Below are 22686 nucleotides of genomic sequence, written 5' to 3'. Positions count from 1 at the left end.
CTATAAAAAACAAATTTTCTTTCACCAGAAACCACAGAACACTATAAAAAAGACTCACTTTAATAGCATCAGTGAGTCCTTTTCAATCTTAAAGTACTAAATATGCAATTGGTGTAATAATCACCAATGTTAAGATCGTTCTTTCAACATACAAAATAATAAGTTCTGAAACTTTTAAAGGAATATCTGTAGACAAAATACACGGAATCGACGCTGAAAAAAATAAAATAGATGATACTGATACAACTGCAATAACAAACTTAGTTACAAGCGGTGCACTCACAACAAGTAATGACGGTAAAAACATTTCAGCAATTCCAACTGATGCTGCTTTTGCAGCTAGTCCGGCTTCTGGAAGCTGCATAATCCAAGTAAATGGATAAAAAATATAACTAATCCAATCAAAAACTGGCGTATACTTTGCTAGCAAAATACCAATTAATCCGACTGACATGATGGATGGTAAAATCCCCATCGTCATAATGAATCCATCTTTTAAATTTAATAAGATATTTCTCATCACACTTGGTGCAGATTTAGCTACGTCTAATGCATCTTCCCAAGCACGCTCTAACATCTTCTCTGTATAGATGGGTTCTGGAAAACCTTCTTTTGTAATATATGTGTCTGGTTTTGTTCGTAGTGGTGGGATTCTTACAGTAATAGCGGTTACAATGAATGTTACGATAAGTGTGGTCCAAAAATATAAATTCCATAAGTGCATAAAGTTTAACGTTTTGGCAATGATGATCATAAATGTTGCCGAAACCGTTGAAAAACCTGTCGCAATAATTGCTGCTTCTTTAATTGTATACTTTCCCTCTTTATACACACGATTGGTAATTAGTAACGCTAGAGAATAACTCCCAACAAAAGAAGCAACTGCATCAATCGCTGAACGTCCCGGTGTTTTCCATAGCGGCCTCATAATTGGTCTACAAAAAGTACCGATAAACTCTAATAGCCCATAGCCAACTAATAATGCTAAAAATGCCGATCCAATTGGTACAAGTAAACTTACCGACACAACTAGTTTTTCATAAAGAAACGGTCCAACATCAGGAGCAAAAAACCACGCTGGTCCTATTTTAAAACAGTATAATACCCCAAATGCAACCCCAATAACTTTTAAAAATGAAAAACAAATATCTACAATTGATGCATTCCATTTCTTTGTATAAAACGGATAAATAGCACCTATTATCATAACAAGTAAAGCATAGTATGGTACAACGGACGGAACTTCAGTCCGAATCCAAGATACAATGTGATCAATCATGATTGATGAAGCACCATTGATCGTAACAGGAACAAAAAACATAAAAATACCAACCATACTAGCAAGTACGAAACGAAGAATAATTCGTTTCTCCTGCCCTGTTTTTACTATTTTGTTTTCTAATTCAACTTGACTCAATTCCCATACACCTCCAGTTATCTAAATATTCTGTATAAATAGTCCATATTCCTCTCTTTCATTCTGGAGATATAGAAAAATCCGTTTAACTACACTAAATAAGTTACATATTACAAATTTAAAACAAGTATATTATCGCAAAATATACTTGAATTGAAATAATCAAAATGGATCACCTTAATTAGGTAGCTACTTTTTCATACGTTTTTGAAATTTGCTATGCCCATCCGTTACACCTATTTGTTCAAATCCATTTCTTTTATAAAAATTGTTAAGTTTGATATTGCTTGTTACACAATCTAAATTTAAATACTCCTTGTTATTTTTCATATATTCTTGTATCCAAATCAAGATGTCTTTACCTATCCCTTTCCCCATATATTTAGGAACAATCGCAAATCTATGTAAATAAAGTGAATTAGCATCAGCTTCTTCTCCAAAAATGTGTCGATCCCATTCACTTTGTATAGAAGATAGTGTAAAAGTAGCTATGATTTCTTTATTTCTTAAGACAATATACGTATTTTTGTTCGTTACAGCTTGTATGATTTCTTCATCATCGCCACCTTCTAACAGGTACTGCCACTGATTGATTTCATTCTTTTTTAGCCATTGTGCGATTTCTTTTAACATATTAATAATGAGAGTACTTTCATCATTATGTGCCTTTCTAATTTGGTAATCTTTAAGAGTATTTACATACACCTTTCTTCCCTCCAATTCAATAAGAAAAAACAATTTTATCCGCTGAACTTATAAAATTAATACCTTTAATCAATTTCTTTTCTTGTTTCAATAAGCTTTTTTTAAGGAGTTTGTACGGCAACGCAATGAAGTAAAGAATACACTTTTCAACAAACTCAATTTTCTAATGTAATTAAGATTTCATAAATAGTATGAGAGACAGATACATAAAAATCATAAAAATTAACAATGAAAAAAGGATAGATACAAAAATAATAGAATGATTAGACGGAATGAAGATACCTTCTTGAATTTCTCTTCTTTTTCTTGCATATTGAACAGTAGACAACATGCTAGTTATGAAACCAATAACACACGCAAAGATTCCAAGAACTATTACTAATATATTAACATATAAATTCGAACTGATTTTAATAGTAAAATGTAATGAAGTCGTTAAGAACCCTACTCCTGTAATAGATATAGCAGTTCGTATCCATGCAAGATAAGTTCTTTCATTAGCTAAATGTTGTTGGGCATATTTCACACTTTCTTCTGGTAATCCTTTCTTCTTGTTTAAAGCTTCCATAGATAAGAAATCGCCTCCTTTATTAGCAAACTTTAATAAAGAGACATAGCAAAGCCCATTACTTAATAGAAGAATCCAAAGTTACCAAGCAAACTGCTAGGTGTATTAGAAATCCTCACTATAACTAGTAATGATAGTACAACTCTAGATCTTCAAAAACCTACTCCTTATAACTTTGCTATCTCCTGTTCCCACTCAAAACTAATCATTCTTAAGACCAAACTAATCTCAACACCCTTCATCTCTAATTAAACGTTTTCAGAAAATCACTTATATTCTCACAAGGTTAATTGACCTTTATTGGGAGTTAAGTTCCTTGCGTCAAAAGTATCAGATACATATCCAAAATGTGAGTTTTGCTAGCCCTTCTACTTTAATAAATTTGAAAGGTTTTTCCCTATTTTTAAAAAACATTTTAGTGTTCCCTAAAATCTAAAACATACATAATTATAAAACTGTAAAAAGCTAAATGATAAGATAAAAAAGTAGCCCTTCGTTAGCAAGAAGCAACTGTAAGGGCTAAATAGGTTTTAGGAAGCTATTGACTTCTAATAAGATTACTCCCCGCTGGCATTGGACAAACATAACTATCACCATCTAGTCTTTTTTGTAGCTCGGCTTTTGCTTGGTTAACAAGTTCCGGGCTTTGCAAAATCTCGATAGCAGTAGCGGCCATCACTTTTCCAGCATGGAGCATACCTTTATGACCAATAGATGTCCCTCCCTGCGCCACAACTTGCCAAGTATGAGGCTGCGTCCCTATCGCAAAGCAATTAGTCGCGCACTGTACAGTGGGTACTATCCAACTGACATCTCCCACATCGGTCGAACTCTTCATTTTAAACGTTTTGTTTATGTAAGGTAAGAGTACAGTAGAAAGCTCCTCTTCTTTCAGCTGCCCCATGAAATCCTTATCTACCTGTATTGGAAACTTATTTTGTTTATCCGCTTCCGATAGGGTAGCGCGAATTTGACGTGCAAATTCCTTTTCTGCTTCGTCAAAAGTAGGAACACCCAGCTTACGGAAGTTATTGTACATGATGGTTTCTAGCGTTTGATTTGGTATCAGGTTGGAACATCCCTTGTCAAAAATGATATCCACTTCTGTTTCAGTCATCATGGAGAGCTAAAAGTTCCGCAAGGAACGGGTCGTATTTTCTTTCGCTTTGCTACAGAAAATCTCCACCCTTTTCGCTTTGCTACATCCTTGCGGAACTTTTTTCGGCTCGAGTTTTGACGGCACCAAGCCGATACATCCAAAAGCAATTATTAGGGATTATCGGCCTGGATTTGCTATTATACGAGCCGAATCGCTAGTGCTTTCGAACAATAATGTGCTGCTTTTCCCTTAAACTTAAAATAAACTTGATAATTAGCCAGATTAGTCACCGATACTACCGCGTTTATAGGATAGGGATGCCACGAAATAGCAGTGTCCACATCATTAAACAAGCCTTCGCGAACCATAATTGTTTTTCCAGCTCCTCCCTCTTCAGCTGGACAGCCATAGTAGCGGACTGTTCCTTCTATTTTATTCTCTTCCATATAGTGCCGTACAGCAACTGCGGCGGCCAATGAACCCGTGCCAAGCAAATTATGCCCACACCCATGACCGTTTCCTCCTTGCTGAATCGGTTGCTGGATCGCCCTTCCACGTTCTTGACTTAAACCAGAGAGAGCATCATATTCCCCGAGGATAGCTATGATAGGACCTCCACTTCCGTAACTACCAATAAATGCAGTTTCCATATCTGCGACTCCACGTTCCACTGTAAATCCTTCTTCTTCTAGTACCTTGCAAAGTAGATTGGCAGAGCGAAACTCCTCAAATCGAATTTCAGCGTAATCCCATATACGGTCGCTTATATGAATAAACGTTTCCCTCTTTTCTTCAATAATTTCTGCAATTCTTTTATGATTTAACATAGTAAACACCCCTTTTTTGAATATTAATCGGAGTAATTCAACATTTAGCTCACTCATCGTAACTATACCTATTTTTAGATTTTTCCTATCTGTAATTTTGACCCTCGTGTATGTATTATGATAGGCAAGATTCATAAGATCATCTCGACAAGAAGTGAAATACAAAATGACTTAGAGAATAACTCATGTTACCTAATCTATATTTTCAATTAGTTTAGATAGCAAAGCTACATCATATAGGAGGTGAGGATGACCAGCTTTGCTAATTCTCTCCTCCCATAATTAAATTGATACTGTCTTTTCAGCCTGTTCTCCAGATAAACGCATTTTGTTTGTATTTATAGTAAACCCGGCAATTGTCACTAAAAACGCAGAAACGATTAAAAACCAAAACGCTGCATCATAGGAGCCATTAAACAGACTAATAATGAATCCAATCACAGCTGGGGAAATCGCGCCGGCAATTTGAGCAACAAAACTTACAACCCCTGTTACAGAGCCGATAAGTTCCTTTGGCCCATATTTTAATATAATAGTAAGAAGTGTTGTTCCGATGAAAGATATAGCCATCGCAGTCAATGCAAAAAACGTGATAAAAAGCGTTATGGATGTAGCATTAAACATGAAGCTAATAAATAATGCAGTGAAAAGAGAACCCATAATAATAAGATACTTCTCTCGGCCTATCATATATTTATCCAGAAGCCAGCCGCTTATGTTAAACATTAGAAAACTAGAAATATAGGGGATAACTATTAATCCGCCAGCAGATACCAGATCAAGCCCCTTCTCCTTCACCAAGTACATAGGCATCCAGGAGATAAGGCCCCAGTTAACGATACTTGAAAAAAACTTGGCAAAAATGATTTTCCCTATGTTATCTACTTTAAATAACGCCCTTAGAGAAACTTTATTTATGCGTTGGTTACTTTCTTTTGTAGTTCGGACTTCTTGAGGTTTCAAGACAAACCAGAAAGCTATAGCTACTAAAATCCCAGGAATGCCAAGGCTTATAAACATCCACCGCCACCCTATAGTTACTACCATTGATGCAGCAACCAAGCTTCCCAAAACGCCGCCGATACTTTGAGCAGACATGAAAAAGGAATTTGCTCTGCCTCTTTCTTTTTCATGAAAATTCTCATGAATAGACAATACTGCTGCCGAGTGGAACGGACCTTCCCCTAATCCGAATAAAAAACGAATAAATAATAAGGAGGCAAAAGACCAAGCAAAGCCTGTCATCATTGTGAACACTGACCAGCTTATAAGAGAAATAATTATCATTACTCTTGCACCAAATCTATCTGTCAGCCATCCACCTAATAGCTGCATAAAAGAGTAACTGACAAAGAATGCACTTATCAGTAATCCAGTCTGGGAAGGGTTAAGTTGAAACTCTTCTTCAATAGGAATAATCCCCACATTAATTGCCAAACGATCAAAAAAACTTAAAATCATTGCTACAAATAGAAAACCAAAAATAATAAATTTCCGCTTTCCGCCCGAATAACTATCCATTCGCTTTCACCTCTTTTTTAGAAAACACTTCTAAACAAAAAGAGCCTATAGCCGAGAATATACTAAGCCTCGGCTTTTAAGTTATCTATTAGTTAATATTCGTTGCGAGTACATCTTTTTTAACGCCTTCTTATCGATCTTTCCGATTGTTGTGAGCGGAAAAGTATCTCGGAAATAAACTTCTTTAGGTACCATATATTTAGAAGTGTTCTTCCTGCAAAAATTGATGATTTCCTCCTCCGTACAGCTAACTCGATCCCTTGGAGACACAATTACACAGACTGCTTCGCCCCAATCAGGATGAGGAACACCGATGCAAGCACATAATGAGACAGCCGGATGCTGATTTACCAGGCGCTCTACTTCTGCTGAATATACATTCATTCCTCCTGAAATAATCATATCTTTCTTTCGATCCACAATATACAGGAAGCCATTTTCATCCCGCTTGCCGATGTCACCGGTGTAAAGCCAGCCGTCACGGATTGTCTCTTTAGTTAGTTCAGGTTTTTGATAATATCCCTCCATCATAGTTGGAGATTTCACGATAATTTCTCCGAGCTCTAATGGCTTTACATCATTCCCATAGTCGTCAATAATACGTACTTCGGTCATCAAACACGGCTGTCCACAACTCTTCAATACTTCCATATTATTATGATAAGCCCATATATGAGCGCTTTTAGAAAGTCTCGAAATAACGATATTACATTCTGTCATTCCATATTGCTGACGGATAACTGGTCCAAATACTTCAAAGGCTTCCTTCAAACGCTCTTGAGAAATAGGTGAAGCACCATAATAGATATTCTTGACGGAACTCACGTCATAGTCTATTTTCTTCGCCAAATCAAGGAGTCTGTACAACATGGTCGGTACCATGAATGTAGACGTAATTCTATATTGCTTAATTGCATTCATAACATATTCGGCTTGAAATCCACGCATAATATACACGTGTACTCCTGAGATAAGAGACCTCCAAAGTAGCGAACCAGCTGAATGTACGAGTGGGGTGCTCAGCAACAAACGATCTTGGTCATCAAGTGGATCCTCGATGCTAGCTGAGATCATAGCAGCTCTTAGTCCTTTCTGAGAATGCATTACTCCTTTAGGCGTACCTGTTGTTCCTCCTGTGTAAGACAAAAGAGCGATATCTTCCGGCAAGACGGTCGGTAAGTCTGGACAAACTGTCTCTTCCGGCCACTGGAATACCTCAAACTTATCAGGATAGTCGATACCAAATTTAGGCAGACCGATAACACGTACAGAACAATCTTCCGATCCTTGCAAGTATTCAAGAACTGTATCGACATGAGGCTGTGTTGCCATAATCACGACTTTTGGTTTTGATTCTTTCAAAATAAAATTAACTTCACGAACCCCCAGCTTTTCTCCTAACGGAACCAAAATAGCTCCGCATTGCGAAATAGCCACGTTGAACAGTACATTCTCCAAGCTGTTTGGAATAAGGGTAGCAACATGGGTACCTCTCCCTACACCTAAACAGAGCAAATATTCAGTTATCTGTCGTGATTTTTCTAACAACTCCTTGTACGTTAACGTTTCCTCTGCTGGCAATAAGGTAATAGCCGGCAAGTCACCAAACCTGTTCATTCCTTTCAAAAGCAGTGACTGAAATGTCGTCTGTTGCATAAAGAATTGATACCTCCCTAACAATCTATTTACGGATTCCAACCGCTTTTATTTGTCGTAAATGATCAACTATCGAAGACTGATAATTCAAGCTTTGCAATATTTCTTCGGTATGTTCTCCTAACGCTGGGGCTGCACTTTGACAAGTAGGAAGTGGTGTAGAAAATAATGTAGGAAATCTGACATGCAGCTCTTTCTCGCCTGTTTCTGGATTAAAACAATGATAGAAAATCTGTCTTGCTTTCAGATGTGGATCTCTGATTACATCGATGGCACTGTTAACAGGAGTCCATGGAATGTCCGACGAACCAAAAATTTTCTCCCAATAACTGAATGGTTTAGACAGAATAATCCCTTTTATCAAATGGTGTAGCTCTATCTTTCTACGCATTCTTTCCACAGGACTTCTCCATTGCTTCAAACTGAGGGCTGGAAATTCATCCTGCAGGCAATGAAGGAATTTCGTCCAAAATTTATCTTCATTTAATCCGAGAGCCAGCCATTTCCTATCTTTAGCTTCATACATGTCATTTCCAGGCATCACCAATGGAGACTCGCTTCCGGAAAGCGCTTTCTCGTTTTTGATCAGAGCGGGCAAGAATAAACCCACCCAAGTGGCCAAAACATCTGTCATAGAAACATCGACATATTGCCCCAGCTTTGAATGTTTGGACTCCATGAGGGCAGCGAGAATTGAGAATGCGGCCATCATCCCTCCGGCCAAATCGGCTATTCGAGTAGCAGGCCGTGTCGTAGGCATTTCCATTTGTGATGGGATACCAACCATACCGGCTAATGCCAAAAAATTCAAATCATGGCCGGCGCGATTCTTATAAGGTCCCGTTTGTCCGAACCCAGAAAGAGAACAATAGACAATCTGTGGATTTATTTCTTTCACCTGTTCATATCCGAATCCCAAGCGATCTAAAACGCCAGGACGAAACCCTTCCAAAAATACATCTGCTTCTGCTACCAGCTGACGGAGAACCTCTCTCCCGTCTTCCTGCTTAAGGTTAATAGCAATTGACTTCTTATTGCGGTTCAGCATATTGAATATCGGTTTTGCCCTATCTCTTGTGATGTCCTCATGCTCGATATCTTCAACCTTTATGATTTCCATTCCTAAATCACCTAGCAGCATAGTACAGTATGGTCCAGGAAGCATCCGAGATAAGTCAATGACTTTTATCTGCTTAAAATAATCATACATTATACGTCTTTTCTCCCCTCATTGTCTTATTAAAAAATTATTAGAGACCTTCTCTTTCAATAGCTCTTTCGCAATCGTATTTTTCTGAATTTCAGAGGTGCCACTAAGGATTCGAAACATACGTGCACTTCTGTACATTTTTTCCACAGGATGTCCTTTTTCCAACCCTTGTGATCCGAAAATTTGGATGGCCTTATCAGCTACGCGGTTAACCACTTCCGATGCAAACAGCTTGGCCATAGAGGCACTGGCACGATCTTCTTCTCCCCGATCGATATTTTCAATCACATCATAAACCATGCATCTAGCTGCATAGATTTCCGTAGCCATGTCTGCAAGCATATGCTGAATAGCCTGAAATTCTGCAATATGACGCCCGAATTGAACTCTTGTTTTAGCCTGTTCTATCGATAAATCGAGAAGATGTTGAGCCATCCCAACAAATCCGCAAGCATGTGAAGCGCGATTCGCATTAATTCTTTTCAATCCAAGCAGCAACCCTTTTCCTGGTTCCCCAATAATATTGGAAGCTGGAACTCGACATTGATTAAATATCAATTCAGCATGAATGCGTTCTCCTGAAATTGGGACTTGAATATTTCCTAATTCGAAGCCGGGATTACTCGGTGTTTTTTTGTCTACGAGAAAAGCAGTTATTCTCTCTTTCTTTTCACCCAGCAATTCCTTGGCTATCACAATGGCAAAATCAGCATAAGGAGCTGCACTGATAAAACGCTTCTGTCCATTTAATATATAATCATCTCCTTCTCTAACAGCTGTCGTCTCGATTGCAAATGCATCTGAGCCCGCATTGGATTCCGTGAGAGCAAAACAACAACTAGATTCTCCAGTAACAATTGGAAGAAGATACTTTTCTCTCTGTTCTTGTGTAAAACTGTCCAGCATTTGCCCAATTCTTAGTGGCCCCCCTATTTCTCCGATAACCTGTCCCCATAATACCGCTCCCGAACGAGCCAGTTCTTCTTTCAACAAGCACAGTCCTTTTAAGCTAAGGTTTTTTCCTCCAAGCTCCTTAGGTAGGTTAATCCCGTAAAATCCTAATTCTCTTGATCGTTTTCTAACCCATTTAATCGCTTCCATCGGAATATCCTTTTCGGCATTCAATTTCTGTTCTGCTTCATAAGGAAGTAATTCATTTTGAATAAAACTACACAATTTGGTATGAAGTACCTTTAAATTCTCTCCATTTGCTGTTATCACATATTCCCCTTCTTTCTACTTGTTTGATTTCGCATAGTCTAATAAATAATTACATGAATACCAGAATTATAATCTGTTAGCATACCTTGTATTATGATTTAAATTCCTTGAATTCGTTTTTTCTGAATCTTTAGTTAATTATAGTTATAAATTTTATTTAAGTAAATTAACGATTAGTTATAATAACTTAAATAAAATTGATATAAAATTTTAAAAATAACAAATAATATTCAACCTTGTTTCAAAAATATGATGAATAATCATTGAATAAAAAAAATATTAGTACGAATATCACTAAGATACCGCACTAATATTTATAAGTAGATGCATAGAGTTCAAGACACTTGATAAACTCTTTGGCAGCTTTCGACAAGCAATGTTTCCTCGATTGTACCCATCCCATGTCTAGGGAATTGTGTTCCATATTGATTAATGGAATAGGAACAAGTTCACCACTCAGATAATATGGATCGGTATTAATTCCAACGTCATAAGAAAAAGCAATAGCTAAACCTTCAGCCACTGTTTTTTTCATAATTTCTGTATTGTTTGTAGAAAATAAAATATTCATTTTACCAAAGCGATTAAAAAAATATCGGATAAATGTATGCATGTTCGGTCCGTTATAGACTACAAGATTCTGCTCAAGCAAATCCTGTGGAGTTACATTTTTTCGATTTACCAATGGGGAATGCCTACTGACAGTGACGATTAGTTTTCCTTTCAATAGAATTTGAAAATCTAATTCTTCTTCTTTCGGTTTCTTTTTCGGGATATGCATTAGTCCAATGTCAACTTTACTCTTTATAACATCGTCGATAACATAATGTCCTCCCTTTTCCTCGATAATAACGTTTACATTCGGATACTTTTTCTTGAATAAGGCTAAAGCTTTAGGCAAAATGGTGAGAAACAAACCTTGAGTTGATGATAATCTCAATTCCTTCTCCATAGTATCTGCATAAGTCTGAGCCTTATCTCTTATTTCTTGAAGTTTGCTCACGACCTCATAAGCTTTTTGGATGATTTCCTTCCCCTCTTTTGTCGGTATTGTACCTGTTCGCGATCGCTTGAATATTTTTATACCGAGTTCTTTCTCCAGGTTTGTAATAGCCATACTGATTCCAGCCTGAGAGATGTGGAGGATTTCCGATGAACTAGAAATGGAGCGTGTCTCAGCAACCTTGATAATATATTGTAATTGTTCAATATTCATTGCAACCCATCCTTTTTAAATTCCTTTTCCGAATCATGCATCTAAACAAGTTCCTTTTCAATTATGTTTTTTCTAATTCCTTATAATGCAGCTGAGTGAAATTACCTTTTTACCCAAATAGACTTTCGGAAGACTACTTTTACAAGATTAATCAGATTACTGATTTCATTGCGCCTTTCTAAAGTATTTTAATACAATTTTCTTCCTCTTTTTTACCCCCTAGACTTTTTTAAAAATAAAAAAGAAACAATTAATCTACCTTTAATAAGGAATATAATTTTTCTCCTCGTAACTTATAAAACTCTAGATGCTCTTCAAGTAACCTTTCACAATTTTCTTCTAAACTCTCAAGTGTCTTCTTAACAAAATTCCAATTCAAGCAACCAGACAACCATAATAGTGAGGATAGTCTTTCGTTATCAGTCGAATCTAGAAAATCCCCTGAATCATATCCCTTCAAAAATGCTTGAGCAACTTTAGGACAAACTTCATGTGAAGATATCCCTTTCGTTCGAGAATACCACTTTATGAGCCACGCCAACCCTTCTATACGATCTCCATAACCAATCGATTCAAAATCTACAATTCCTTTTATTTTCTGGTTCGAATCCCAAATAATATTAAGAGGGTTTAAATCTGATTGCATAATGAAGTTCAAGTCTTTTGAATACGCTTTCTCAATATGGTATTCCGCCACTTCTAGATAATTTTGTAATACGCTTGTGCTCTCACTCAAAACAATACGTGCAGGTACTTCGTTACGAAGTAGTTTTATGAATTCCTTATATCCATGTAAATGTGATTTCTTTGAAAAAGTAGAACTTTGAAATCTGCTGGAAATATCATGAAACCTTCTTGCCTCTCTGCCAAATTCCTCTGCAATATTTTCATCACAATATGTAATATGAATACCTTCAATCCATTCTGATAATACAAATCGATACACTTCATCATTCCATGTAAAAAAAACAAATGGATGATTAGTAGATGATTGCATAATCCTCATAAAAGGAATATCATGCTCCCTTAAATAACGCGAAAATCTTATTTGCTCTTCTAATTGCTTATTTGTTATATGCCCAAAAGCAGGATTTTCTGTTCGATTGACACCTAAAAATCTTGCAGAATATCTCTTTCCATTAATCATTATTTTATAATGTAAATCTTTATTCCAACTTCCTTTGTTTAATTCTTCTTCTATTTGTAATGCGTGAATATCTGTAAAATAATAACTTATAGCTTTTCTTACCAATAGTTGCATTAATCTTCTCCTTTTTAAAAATTCAGACATTACATACTATACTTCGTTGTAAATCTGTAAAGCTCACATTAGTTTAATTGTAATGAATTCTGATATGAATATTCAACTCTAAAATTGGAGGAAAATAACAAAACTATTTCTTTCAAAAAGCAGAAATGTATCATTTCAAACTTTGAATCAAACTCCCATGATACTCTCTTCCTTTTCAATAGGTAATACACTTATAAAAAACATACAACAATGCATGTAGGTAACTTAATATGTACTTATTAAATTACTCACATGCATAAGGAAATATTACCACCCTTTAATTCTTACTCCCTTTATTTTGTCCATGTATACGATTAAGAAGTTGAATATATTCATCTTCTTGTCCAATATCATATCGGTTTCCTTCGATGATTTTCCCATATACGTTTTTCATTGTAAGTAAAGAATGGATCGCATCAGTTAGTTGATATTCGCCCCCGACCCCAGGCTGAATGTTTTTTAACAAAGGAAAAATATCTGGTGTAAAAACATATCGACCAATCACTGCAAAATTAGATGGGGGATTTACTTTCGGTTTTTCAACAATATTTGTAATTTGAATATAATCCTTTTTTACAATATCTCCTTTTACAATCCCATATTTTTTTAAATGTTCATCCGGTACTGTATGAATACCTAGTACACTGCTTTTTGTCTCTTCGTATGTCCTAATTAATTGATTTAAAGCTGTGTCTTTATCCGAAATTACGATATCATCTGGTAAAAGCACAGCAAAAGGATCATTACCTATAAATGTTTCCGCTAGTTTTATCGCTTCCCCCAAACCTCTTGCATATGGCTGCCTCGTATAATGAATTTGAATACTAGGGATAGAAAGGTCTTTTAACAAATGTGATTTGTCCCCTCTTTCTAAAAACGCTTCCAATTCTAATGAATAATCAAAATAATCAACTATTAAATTTTTTGTTCTTGAAAGAACAATTAATATTTGTTCAATTCCAGATTTTACAGCTTCTTCTACAATATAATGAATTGCAGGCTTATTCCCTATTGGAAACATCTCTTTTGGAACTACTTTTGTAATAGGAAGACTACGCGTACCATAACCGGCAGCTGGAATTATTGCTTTTTTTATCACGATCCTCGCCCCTTCATCCTATTTAGAATAGTATATTCAGTAATCCGTTATCCGCTCATCAATCTATCAAAAAAAGGCATTTAACTTATCTTTCCCTATCGCTTATCGTATGAATAGGGCTTTTGATATGGCACAAGTCAGACTTGTCCACCAATATAATATACAAGCAAATACTAATTTTCAGAAAGGTGCGTGCCTTATTATGGACATATGTATAATAGGTTCTGGCTATGTTGGACTAACTTCAGCAGCAGTATTAGCAAATTTAGGACATCATGTTGTTTGTGTTGATAAAGATCAAAATAAAATTGATCTTCTTCAAAAAGGAGATATCCCTATTTACGAACCAGATTTAAAAGAACTACTATATAAAAATCGAAATCGCTTGCAATTTCGTAGTGATATTGATCAAATTATTCATCAAACACCTGTTATTATGATTGCTGTTGGAACTCCCTCAGCCCCCAGTGGAAAAACAGATTTACAATACATTTATTCTGTTATCGATATAATAGCTCAAAACATAAAATCATATAAAACGATTATCACAAAAAGTACAGTTCCAACTGGTACGAATGAACTCATGGGTGAAATACTCATAAAAAAAGGGATAGACTCTTCGCTTTTTAATATTGTTTCTAATCCCGAATTTCTTCGAGAAGGATCCGCTGTCCATGACATGCTCTTTCCAGATAGAACAGTGGTAGGCATACAAAAAGACGATACAAAATCGCTTGAAATTATGCAAGAAATATATAAAGATATTAAAGCTCCATTCTTTCATACAACTTTAAGTAGTGCGGAAATGATTAAATACACTTCCAATGCTTTTTTAGCTACAAAAATATCTTTTATCAATGAAATTGCTAGAATTTGTGACGCATATCAAGTTGATATTACGGAAGTAGCAAAAGGAATAGGGTATGATTTCCGAATTAACCCTCATTTTCTCCAAGCTGGAATTGGATATGGTGGCTCCTGCTTCCCGAAAGATTTGAATTCATTAATCTATACAGCGAAGAGCAGACAAGTGGAGACTCCCATTTTACAAGCTGTACAATCTATTAATTCCACACAAGTAGACCATTATATTGAAAAAATTAAAGACAAATTAAAAGACCCATCTTCAAACCGAATAACAGTCTTAGGAATTTCCTTCAAACCGAATACAGACGATATACGCTATTCCCTCGCTATTACACTGATTGAAAAATTAATTCCTCTTGGCTACGAAATTCATACCTATGATCCAAAAGCCCACCTTCCTTCTCCTCTAAAAAAATATGTCACGGAGCATACTCACTTGCAATCTTCTATTATAAATTCTGATTGTGTAATCATTGCGACAGAATGGAATGAATTTAAAACACTTGATTGGCAACAAGTGAAAAAATTAATGCGAGGAAGTACAATTGTTGATGGTCGTAATTGTATTGAAAAAAATGAAGTAGAGAAACATGGTTTACAATATATAGGAGTTGGTCGTCCATGAAAATCCTTGTTACAGGCGCAGCTGGTTTTATTGGTTCCCATCTATGTCAAGCATTACTCAAAAACAAATCCTACAATGTAATTGGAATTGATCATTTCATCGGTCCTACTCCTGCTACATCAAAAAATCAAAATATACAACAATTCAAAAACAACCCACGGTTTCAATTTATACAGGGTGATATTTTAACTACTGATTTATCTCAGCTTTTACAAGATGTAAATATTGTCTATCATTTAGCTGCTATTCCTGGTGTACGAACAAGTTGGGGGAAAGATTTTGATCCTTATGTAACAAATAATATTGTCGCTACACAACGTTTACTTGAAGCGTGTAAGCATATAAATTTAAGTAAATTTATTCATATCTCTACCTCTTCTGTTTATGGCGAAAAATCAGGCTCAGTTTCTGAAGAGTTGTTTCCTACACCTTTATCACCATATGGGGTGACGAAGTTAAGCGGAGAGCATCTATGTCATATATATCGAACAAACTTCCATATACCGATTGTTATTCTAAGATACTTTACAGTATATGGACCACGCCAACGTCCTGATATGGCATTTCATAGGCTAATAAAACAAATGTTAGAAGATAAACCTCTTACTATTTTTGGTAACGGAACTCAAACACGTGATTTTACTTATATCGACGACTGTATACGCGGTACTATAGCTGCTTTAGAAACGAAAAAGCCTATAATAGGTGAAATAATCAATATTGGTGGAAAAGAACGAGCATCCGTTTTAGATATCATTTCCTTGCTAGAAAATAAACTTGGTAAGACAGCGAAAACACATTTTCTCAAAGCGGTACCTGGAGAACCTAAACACACATGGGCGGATATTTCTAAAGCAAATTCACTCTTACAATACTCCCCTTCCATTTCGTTAGCTGACGGATTACAAACAGAACTAAATTATTTAAAGCAACTCTACAAAAGAGGTTAATTTATGAAAATAGCATATATATGTACAGAAAAACTACCATCTTCAGCAATTAGAGGTGAGACCATCCAAATTTCAGCATACAGCTAATAGACTAGAACATGTGTATGAAAAAGTTGTAAAAGCAACTGATTCTTCTCAATAAACATTCAAATAATCTAGAATAAAAAAATACCCCCTTTTATAGGGGGTACTTTTTTATTCATCGTCATCTTCATCTTCTTCTTCTTCATCTTCTTCTTCATCTTCTTCTTCTTCTTCTTCTTCATCTTCTTCTTCTTCTTCTTCATCTTCTTCTTCATCTTCTTCTTCATCTTCATCTTCATCTTCTTCTTCTTCTTCTTCTTCTTCTTCTTCTTCATCTTCTTCATCTTCTTCTTCTTCTTCTTCTTCTTCTTCTTCTTCTTCTTCTTCTTCGCCTTCTTCTTCATCTTCTTCTTCTTCTTCTTCTTCTTCTTCTTCTTCGCCTTCTGCTGCTGCTTCTGCTGTTTCTACTGCTTCTTCTTCTTCATCTTCTTCTTCGTTAGAAATATTCATTTCTGACTCATCCACATACTGAATTTCAACTTCTATACCATTATGTGATCCGGATTGAATTGCATCAACTAAAACCCTTAAAGCTTCCTGTAAACCATTTTTTGAATCAAAATTAAGTCCGTTGTCAAAATCTAACTTGATTTCTGCTTTTTTCACTTCAGACATTTATAAACCTCCTTCACTGTAGTTTCATATATATAGTATGTTAAGCAGATACATAAAGATTGATATACTTGCGGACTTTTTCTCTTTATTTCTCTTTCTTTTTAGAAATTTCAACACCTGCCATTAGCTTGGGAGCTACTGGTTGATGAGGAGCAATAAGCCTGACTTTTATTTTCGGCTTTTCCGGTTCAAGCGGAACTAGATCTTCTTTCTCTTCCAACTCAATTATTTCATCAGTTACTTCATCAGTTACTTCGTCAGTTACTTCGTCAGTTACCTCCTCTACTAACTCCTCACTCGTTGCAATTTCTTGGTTATTATCCACCTCTTTCAAATCGAGTAAGCCAATTGTAGGCAATTCAACTAACTCTTCTTCTTTAACAGCTGCTAAATTTTCTACTACAGACAATTCATTCAAAACAATATCTTGAGGTGTACCTAACGTTTGTTCATATTCTGTGAGGGCCCATCCCATTGGACCCGGTGGAGAAAAAATAAATTTGTCTAAGTCTAGAATTGGGATAACCATCTGTTCTTGTTTTGATTCCATTTTATTTCCCTCCGCTTTCGTTTTTAATTGCGTGAAAAATATCAGGAAAGTTTTGTAGAAATTCCTCTTTTGAATCCTCCAAAGCAATGATATTTTGTAATGCCCAAATATATTTTTCATCAGACCAAGAGCGTTTCTGCGCCAAGTAATATTTATGAGCAATCGCACAGAATAAATGTGGAAATGATAACTCTGTCCAAAGAACACGATATTGTTCTTGTGACAAGGGATTCTCAGAATCATATGCCTTCAACATATGAACAGCAAAATCAGTATCCCAAACTGACATCTTTTTCATTACTTTATTTAAAATAATACGTAAATCACGAACGGGTAAATCATTTGTAATAGAATGTAACTCTTTCATAAAAATAGTATCTTCAATTTCTGTAAATCTCGCTAAAGTAAAATCTTGTTGACAAAAACCTTTTGCTGCGATGACCTCTTTTGTCCATTGGCTATAGTATGGCTCATCAATTTCTTGTAATGCTTTCTTGCCACGCGCTAGCATCTTATCTGCATACTCTAAAAACATTACTGAAAATGTATCATTTGGAAAAGAAAGAGCAATCCTCTTATTCCCCTCTAATTCTTGTAATTTCCATCTATACAACTTATGCCACTTTCCTAAGCGGCTTCGTATCTTGCTTTCTGGTTCTGAAATATACCCCTCGGATGCTCGCTGAAATTTCCCCGCGTATATAAGCACCTTTTCTAATTGTTCTTTACTATAATAGATTACTTCCTTCCCCTGGTGTTTATCATATAGTACATATGCATATTCACCGGCCCCAATACAAAAAGCTCCTCTATTCGTCTTATGAATCTTTGTAATTGGCAACCCATTTTTTAAAAGGTGTAAATGTGCTCCCGCAATAAACAACATTCTTTTCGGATTCATATGTGCTTGTTTTAATATTTTTATTCCTTCATTCGTTTCTACTTCCCAAATCGTTCTTCCACTTCTACTTGAATGCAGCGTAACATTATTCGTCTCAAATGGATAATATCGAAGTACTCTATCTAAATGTTCATACTCTAATCCAGTTGTCTCTTCCAATTCACCTCATCCTTTCTTACTTCTTTCTGTACACTTCTTCATATACTCCAAGTAAATTCATAGCAACACGATCCCAACTAAAATCCTTCTCAACTTTTAATCGTCCAGTTCTTCCCATCTGTTCACCCTTACTTCTATTATTTAATAGAGCAATAATCTTTTCAGCATATGCATCAGGGTTCTCAAAATCATTTACAATAAAACCATTTTTCCCTTCATCTATTACTTCTGGATTACCGCCTCGGTTACTCGTAATAATAGGAAGTCCTGCAGCCATCGCTTCATAATGCACCCTAGCTAGTGGCTCTTGCCACTGAGAAGAACAAACAAAAAGATCTGACATCGCATAAAGAATTGGGATATCCTTCGGCTTTACAAATTTTATAAAAGTTACATGTTCTTTATACATCGCTCCTAATGTATACAAATGCTTCACATAATTATTTACGTTATCATCACCAAACCACTTTGAACCAATAAAAACCATCATAATATCCGGGTGCTGTTCAATAATTTTCGGAAGTGCTTGTAGCAAAAGATGAGGACCTTTTACTTTACTCAATCGACCAACAAATAAAACTACTTTTTTATTCTGTAAATTCAATTCTTTTTGAACAGACCTTCTAACTTCTTTCCCCCTCGCTGTCCAAGCAGGAGTATATTGATCTAAATCTACACCCGAATATACTGTTTTCGTCTTACTTGTCGCTGCTGGGAAACGAGAAGTAATTGTCTTACCGATATAATCACTAACTGTTACAATTTTTGAAACCACTGAAAGACATGTTTGGCCTTCCTCATCACTCATTTTTTCATATGCAAACATTTCATTATGCACACTTAATACAAATTTTGTCTTTGGTGCAGCATCGTATAAAACTTTCAGCCAGTTTGGACGATTACATAAATGAACTACATCATAATTTTCCTTGCGTAGATGCTCAATAATACGAGGAATATATTCATCTTCCGAAAAACGTATATACCGAACACCTTCTCTTTTTTCCAGCTCTTTTAAATTTGGATCATTTATTGAAATAACTGTCACATCTTTTCCTTTCGAAGCAATAATAGAAGCAACGGAATCTATATAAATTTGAATAGCTCCTCCTCGTATTGCTGGTACGGGTAGTTTTTCAGTAGATATTATCGCGATTTTCATACAAATACCCTCCATTTCATAAAAAATACAACCCTTTTCAACATATGTTACGAAAAATTCCTCACCATTGTGAGTTATCCAACACCCTTTTCCAAATTTCAAACACAAAATAGGTAAAACCTCTACTTTTTATCCTTAAAGGCGAATGGCTAGAACAACCAATTGCCCTGTACCATACAGTAATAAGAGAATGTATAAAGGATGGTGACATATTTGGAAAAACATACAGAAGAAGCAGAATATATATTATCGCCTGAAGAGGAGAACAGATTACTAACATTAGCCGAAACAATGATTCAAGATTGGGATATTACTGTAAATACAATTGAATTAATACAAGGAGGACAACTTGCTTTAGTATGGAAAATTCATACACCAGATGGACCTATGTGCTTAAAAAGAATTCATCGCCCAGAAAAGAAAGCGTTATTTTCTATTCATGCACAAGATTATCTTGCAAAAAAAGGAATGCGTGTTCCAAGTATTATTCCAAACAAAAATAATCAGTTATATACAAAACATGGTCCATTTTTATTTGTTGGATACGAATGGATTGAGGGAAGGCCTTTTGAACTTACTATGCAAGAAGACCTTGAAATGATTATGAAGGGGTTAGCTGACTTTCATCTTTCGTCTATTGGTTACAAGCCACCACCAGGAGTGCCTATTTTCACTAAATTAGGACGTTGGCCAAACCATTATATCAAGAGATTTCAACAAATGGAGGTTTGGAAAAACCTAGCTCAAAATACTAAGGATGATCCATTTTCACAATTGTACTTAGCAGAAATTGACCCTTTTATTATAGAAGCAAAACATACACTTCAGCGACTATTAGATTCTGAATATCAAGCATGGACCACCCAATTACAAACAAGCCCCAACCTATGCCATCAAGATTACGGCACAGGAAACTCCCTTCTAGATCCTAACAATCAAATTTGGGTTATAGATTTAGATACAGTTTCTTTTGATCTTCCGATTCGTGACTTGCGTAAAATGATTATCCCTTTATTAGATACAACAGGAGTTTGGAACGATGATCAATTCAATATTATGATTAACGCTTATGAATCAATTTCTCCCCTAACAGCTGAACAGAAAAAAATCATGTTTATCGATATGCTATTTCCATATGAACTTTACGATGTAATTCGTGAAAGATACGTTAGAAAATCTCCTCTTCTTGCTGATGAACTTACCGGAGCTATGGAATATGAGAGAATAAAATCAACAGCTTTAAATACTTTAATTGAGAAATTTTAAAGATTAAAACTGTATCCAAACAATCACTCTTTCCCTTAATAAAATTCTTTATAAGCGATAATTCATTACCTTTACTCTGATATCTAATTATATTTGTCAAATAAGAGAATTAAGTGAAACTAAAAATAAGGAGCCTACCAAATAAGCGACAGGCTCCTTTCACTATCATTTTTCCAATAACCAAGGTCAAACCAATTATATTTCTGCATCATTGATTTCGCTGCGCTTCCTTAAATTCCTCCTTAATTTGATTAAGCGTTCCTTCTTCTGTAATTAATCGGTATGCTGTATAGGCTAATGCCTTCGCAGATGTAACCAATGCTTTGTCTCCCAGCTCTGAACGCGCCGCTTCTCGAAATTCATTCGTATGGGCAATTAAATTATCCGGCCCAATTTTGATATAAGGATGAATCGTTGGTACGACTTGACTCACATTTCCTGCATCTGTTGAACCGATTCCAAATCTCTCTTTACGATTTACATCTTCACCAAGTAGCTCCAATTCCTCCGCAACCACCTCATTAAATGTCTTCGTAACTAACAATTCATCTATTTCATTTTGAAACTGATTGATTTTTACTGTTGTTCCTGTTGCTAAAGCAGCTCCCTTAGCGATATTCCGTACCTTTTCAGTTACTTCAGCACATCTCTTACGTGTTGCTGCTCGGATAAAGAATCTCGCTGATGCATAATCTGGAATAATATTTGGTGCTTTTCCTCCTTCTGTAATGACACCATGAATTTTCACATCTGATGGAAGCTGTTGACGCAGTGCATTAATTCCATTGTAAAGCTGAATAATCGCATCTAATGCATTAATTCCTTCTTCTGGTGACGCTGCTGCATGTGCCGACTTTCCATAAAAATGAAAATCAAATGGATCAACTGCGAGTGACGGACTTGTCGTTGCTGTTTTTCCGCTCGGGTGAATCATAAGTGCTGCATCGATATTGTTAAACAAACCTGCCTTCACATAACTTGCTTTTGCACTTCCATTTGGACCACCTTCTTCTGCTGGTGTTCCAAATACAACGATTTCACCGCCAATTTCCTCAATTGTTTCTGATAACGCAACGGCTGCCGCAACGCTTATTGTTCCAATTAAATTATGACCACACGCATGACCTAATCCAGGCAAAGCGTCATACTCTGCTAAAAAGGCAATTGTAGGTCCATTTTCCCCAGAGCTTTTTCGTGCGATAAAACCTGTTTCATGTCCTGCTATATTGTGTTGAAGCTGAAATCCTGCACTCCCTAAAAGTAAACTTAATGTTCTAGATGCAAAGAATTCTTGATTACCGATTTCAGGATTCGCATGTATATCATGACTTGCTTTTAAGTATTTTTCTTTATTTCCTTCTATACTTTCCGTAATAATATTTCGGTGTGACGTTACTTGTTTTGTTGTCATTTTCCCCATTCCTCCTTTAAATTTACGCATAAAAAAACCTCTTTCTAAAAGATAGAAAGAGGCTTGAAAATACAAATTCAAAAATAGCCTTCTTTCTTATCTTTCAAGTCTTTCACTTGCTGGAATTGGCACAGTATTCGTATCGAATCCGCTGCCGAGGTTTCATAGGGCCAGTCCCTCCACCTCTCGTGATAAGAAAATCGTTTTTATTTTCACAAAATTATATTAAATTATTTTCATTCTAGTGTTATTCCGAGTAAATGTCA

20 protein-coding genes and 1 riboswitch are annotated in these 22686 nt (G+C 35.8%); of the genes, 3 read left to right on the top strand and 17 right to left on the bottom strand.

All coding sequences use genetic code 11. The annotated features are described in order from the left end of the window. Positions 1–88 precede the first annotated feature (88 nt). From Y7E_RS0113675 to Y7E_RS0113625, 12 genes are all read right to left on the bottom strand, one after another. Positions 89–1417, bottom strand: a complete 1329-nt coding sequence (locus tag Y7E_RS0113675; RefSeq protein WP_017151823.1) for a YjiH family protein — start codon at positions 1415–1417, stop codon at positions 89–91. Positions 1418–1606: 189 nt separating this feature from the next. Further along, positions 1607–2122 carry a GNAT family N-acetyltransferase gene (locus tag Y7E_RS0113670; protein WP_017151822.1) on the bottom strand — a complete coding sequence of 172 codons (516 nt, stop codon included), beginning with the start codon at positions 2120–2122 and terminating at the stop codon, positions 1607–1609. Between the two features lie 172 nt (positions 2123–2294). Then, a complete protein-coding gene (locus Y7E_RS0113665) occupies positions 2295–2690 on the bottom strand; it encodes a YidH family protein (RefSeq protein WP_017151821.1) in 396 nt (131 codons plus the stop codon). Positions 2691–3228: 538 nt separating this feature from the next. Further along, a complete protein-coding gene (locus Y7E_RS33670) occupies positions 3229–3810 on the bottom strand; it encodes a zinc-binding metallopeptidase family protein (RefSeq protein WP_034278321.1) in 582 nt (193 codons plus the stop codon). 176 nt (positions 3811–3986) lie between these two features. Then, positions 3987–4616, bottom strand: a complete 630-nt coding sequence (locus Y7E_RS31725) for an amidohydrolase (protein ID WP_081584605.1) — start codon at positions 4614–4616, stop codon at positions 3987–3989. Between the two features lie 282 nt (positions 4617–4898). Next, positions 4899–6137: an MFS transporter gene (locus Y7E_RS29800; RefSeq protein WP_017151820.1), complete on the bottom strand. Its 1239-nt coding sequence runs from the start codon at positions 6135–6137 to the stop codon at positions 4899–4901. Between the two features lie 81 nt (positions 6138–6218). Continuing rightward, complete coding sequence (locus tag Y7E_RS29795) at positions 6219–7793, bottom strand: class I adenylate-forming enzyme family protein (protein WP_017151819.1); 1575 nt, start codon at positions 7791–7793, stop codon at positions 6219–6221. A 25-nt stretch (positions 7794–7818) separates the two neighbouring features. Then, positions 7819–9003 carry a CaiB/BaiF CoA transferase family protein gene (locus Y7E_RS29790; RefSeq protein ID WP_017151818.1) on the bottom strand — a complete coding sequence of 395 codons (1185 nt, stop codon included), beginning with the start codon at positions 9001–9003 and terminating at the stop codon, positions 7819–7821. A gap of 18 nt (positions 9004–9021) precedes the next feature. Next, positions 9022–10224, bottom strand: coding sequence for an acyl-CoA dehydrogenase family protein (locus Y7E_RS29785; RefSeq protein ID WP_017151817.1), 1203 nt, complete (start codon positions 10222–10224; stop codon positions 9022–9024). A gap of 307 nt (positions 10225–10531) precedes the next feature. Continuing rightward, on the bottom strand, positions 10532–11440 hold the full coding sequence (locus Y7E_RS0113635) for a LysR family transcriptional regulator (RefSeq protein WP_017151816.1): 909 nt from the start codon (positions 11438–11440) through the stop codon (positions 10532–10534). 250 nt (positions 11441–11690) lie between these two features. Beyond that, positions 11691–12701 (bottom strand): phosphotransferase enzyme family protein, encoded by a 1011-nt coding sequence (locus Y7E_RS0113630; protein ID WP_017151815.1) that lies wholly within the window; start codon positions 12699–12701, stop codon positions 11691–11693. A 307-nt stretch (positions 12702–13008) separates the two neighbouring features. Beyond that, positions 13009–13830 carry a UTP--glucose-1-phosphate uridylyltransferase gene (locus tag Y7E_RS0113625; RefSeq protein ID WP_017151814.1) on the bottom strand — a complete coding sequence of 274 codons (822 nt, stop codon included), beginning with the start codon at positions 13828–13830 and terminating at the stop codon, positions 13009–13011. Between the two features lie 202 nt (positions 13831–14032). Here Y7E_RS0113625 and Y7E_RS0113620 point away from each other — a divergent pair, with 202 nt between their 5' ends. Both Y7E_RS0113620 and Y7E_RS0113615 read left to right on the top strand, forming a co-directional pair. After that, positions 14033–15322 carry a UDP-glucose dehydrogenase family protein gene (locus tag Y7E_RS0113620; protein ID WP_017151813.1) on the top strand — a complete coding sequence of 430 codons (1290 nt, stop codon included), beginning with the start codon at positions 14033–14035 and terminating at the stop codon, positions 15320–15322. Beyond that, a complete protein-coding gene (locus Y7E_RS0113615; RefSeq protein ID WP_017151812.1) occupies positions 15319–16272 on the top strand; it encodes an NAD-dependent epimerase/dehydratase family protein in 954 nt (317 codons plus the stop codon). Before Y7E_RS0113620 ends, Y7E_RS0113615 begins: the two co-directional genes overlap by 4 nt. A gap of 195 nt (positions 16273–16467) precedes the next feature. Here Y7E_RS0113615 and Y7E_RS33870 read toward each other — a convergent pair whose 3' ends face one another. The 4 genes from Y7E_RS33870 to Y7E_RS0113595 all read right to left on the bottom strand — a co-directional run bounded on the left by Y7E_RS33870 (position 16468) and on the right by Y7E_RS0113595 (position 19743). Beyond that, positions 16468–16971 carry a hypothetical protein gene (locus tag Y7E_RS33870; RefSeq protein WP_020477376.1) on the bottom strand — a complete coding sequence of 168 codons (504 nt, stop codon included), beginning with the start codon at positions 16969–16971 and terminating at the stop codon, positions 16468–16470. Between the two features lie 85 nt (positions 16972–17056). After that, positions 17057–17521, bottom strand: coding sequence for a hypothetical protein (locus tag Y7E_RS0113605; RefSeq protein ID WP_017151811.1), 465 nt, complete (start codon positions 17519–17521; stop codon positions 17057–17059). A 1-nt stretch (position 17522) separates the two neighbouring features. Further along, complete coding sequence (cotS, locus tag Y7E_RS0113600; RefSeq protein WP_017151810.1) at positions 17523–18581, bottom strand: spore coat putative kinase CotS; 1059 nt, start codon at positions 18579–18581, stop codon at positions 17523–17525. A gap of 16 nt (positions 18582–18597) precedes the next feature. Next, positions 18598–19743 (bottom strand): glycosyltransferase family 4 protein, encoded by a 1146-nt coding sequence (locus Y7E_RS0113595; RefSeq protein WP_017151809.1) that lies wholly within the window; start codon positions 19741–19743, stop codon positions 18598–18600. A 201-nt stretch (positions 19744–19944) separates the two neighbouring features. On the opposite strand from Y7E_RS0113595, the gene Y7E_RS0113590 reads away from it, so the two are divergent. After that, positions 19945–21009, top strand: coding sequence for a CotS family spore coat protein (locus Y7E_RS0113590; protein ID WP_017151808.1), 1065 nt, complete (start codon positions 19945–19947; stop codon positions 21007–21009). Between the two features lie 208 nt (positions 21010–21217). Here the strand turns inward: Y7E_RS0113590 and Y7E_RS0113585 are convergent, their stop codons facing one another. After that, positions 21218–22420 (bottom strand): M20 family metallopeptidase, encoded by a 1203-nt coding sequence (locus Y7E_RS0113585; RefSeq protein WP_026049208.1) that lies wholly within the window; start codon positions 22418–22420, stop codon positions 21218–21220. A gap of 93 nt (positions 22421–22513) precedes the next feature. Then, positions 22514–22618, bottom strand: a riboswitch (SAM riboswitch). Between the last annotated feature and the right edge of the window lie 68 nt (positions 22619–22686).

The sequence above is a fragment of the Bacillus bingmayongensis genome (genome assembly GCF_000299035.1).
Lineage (GTDB): Bacteria > Bacillota > Bacilli > Bacillales > Bacillaceae_G > Bacillus_A > Bacillus_A bingmayongensis.
The sequence above is the reverse complement of the archived record's forward strand: the minus strand, read 5'-3'. Positions and strand labels throughout refer to the sequence as shown.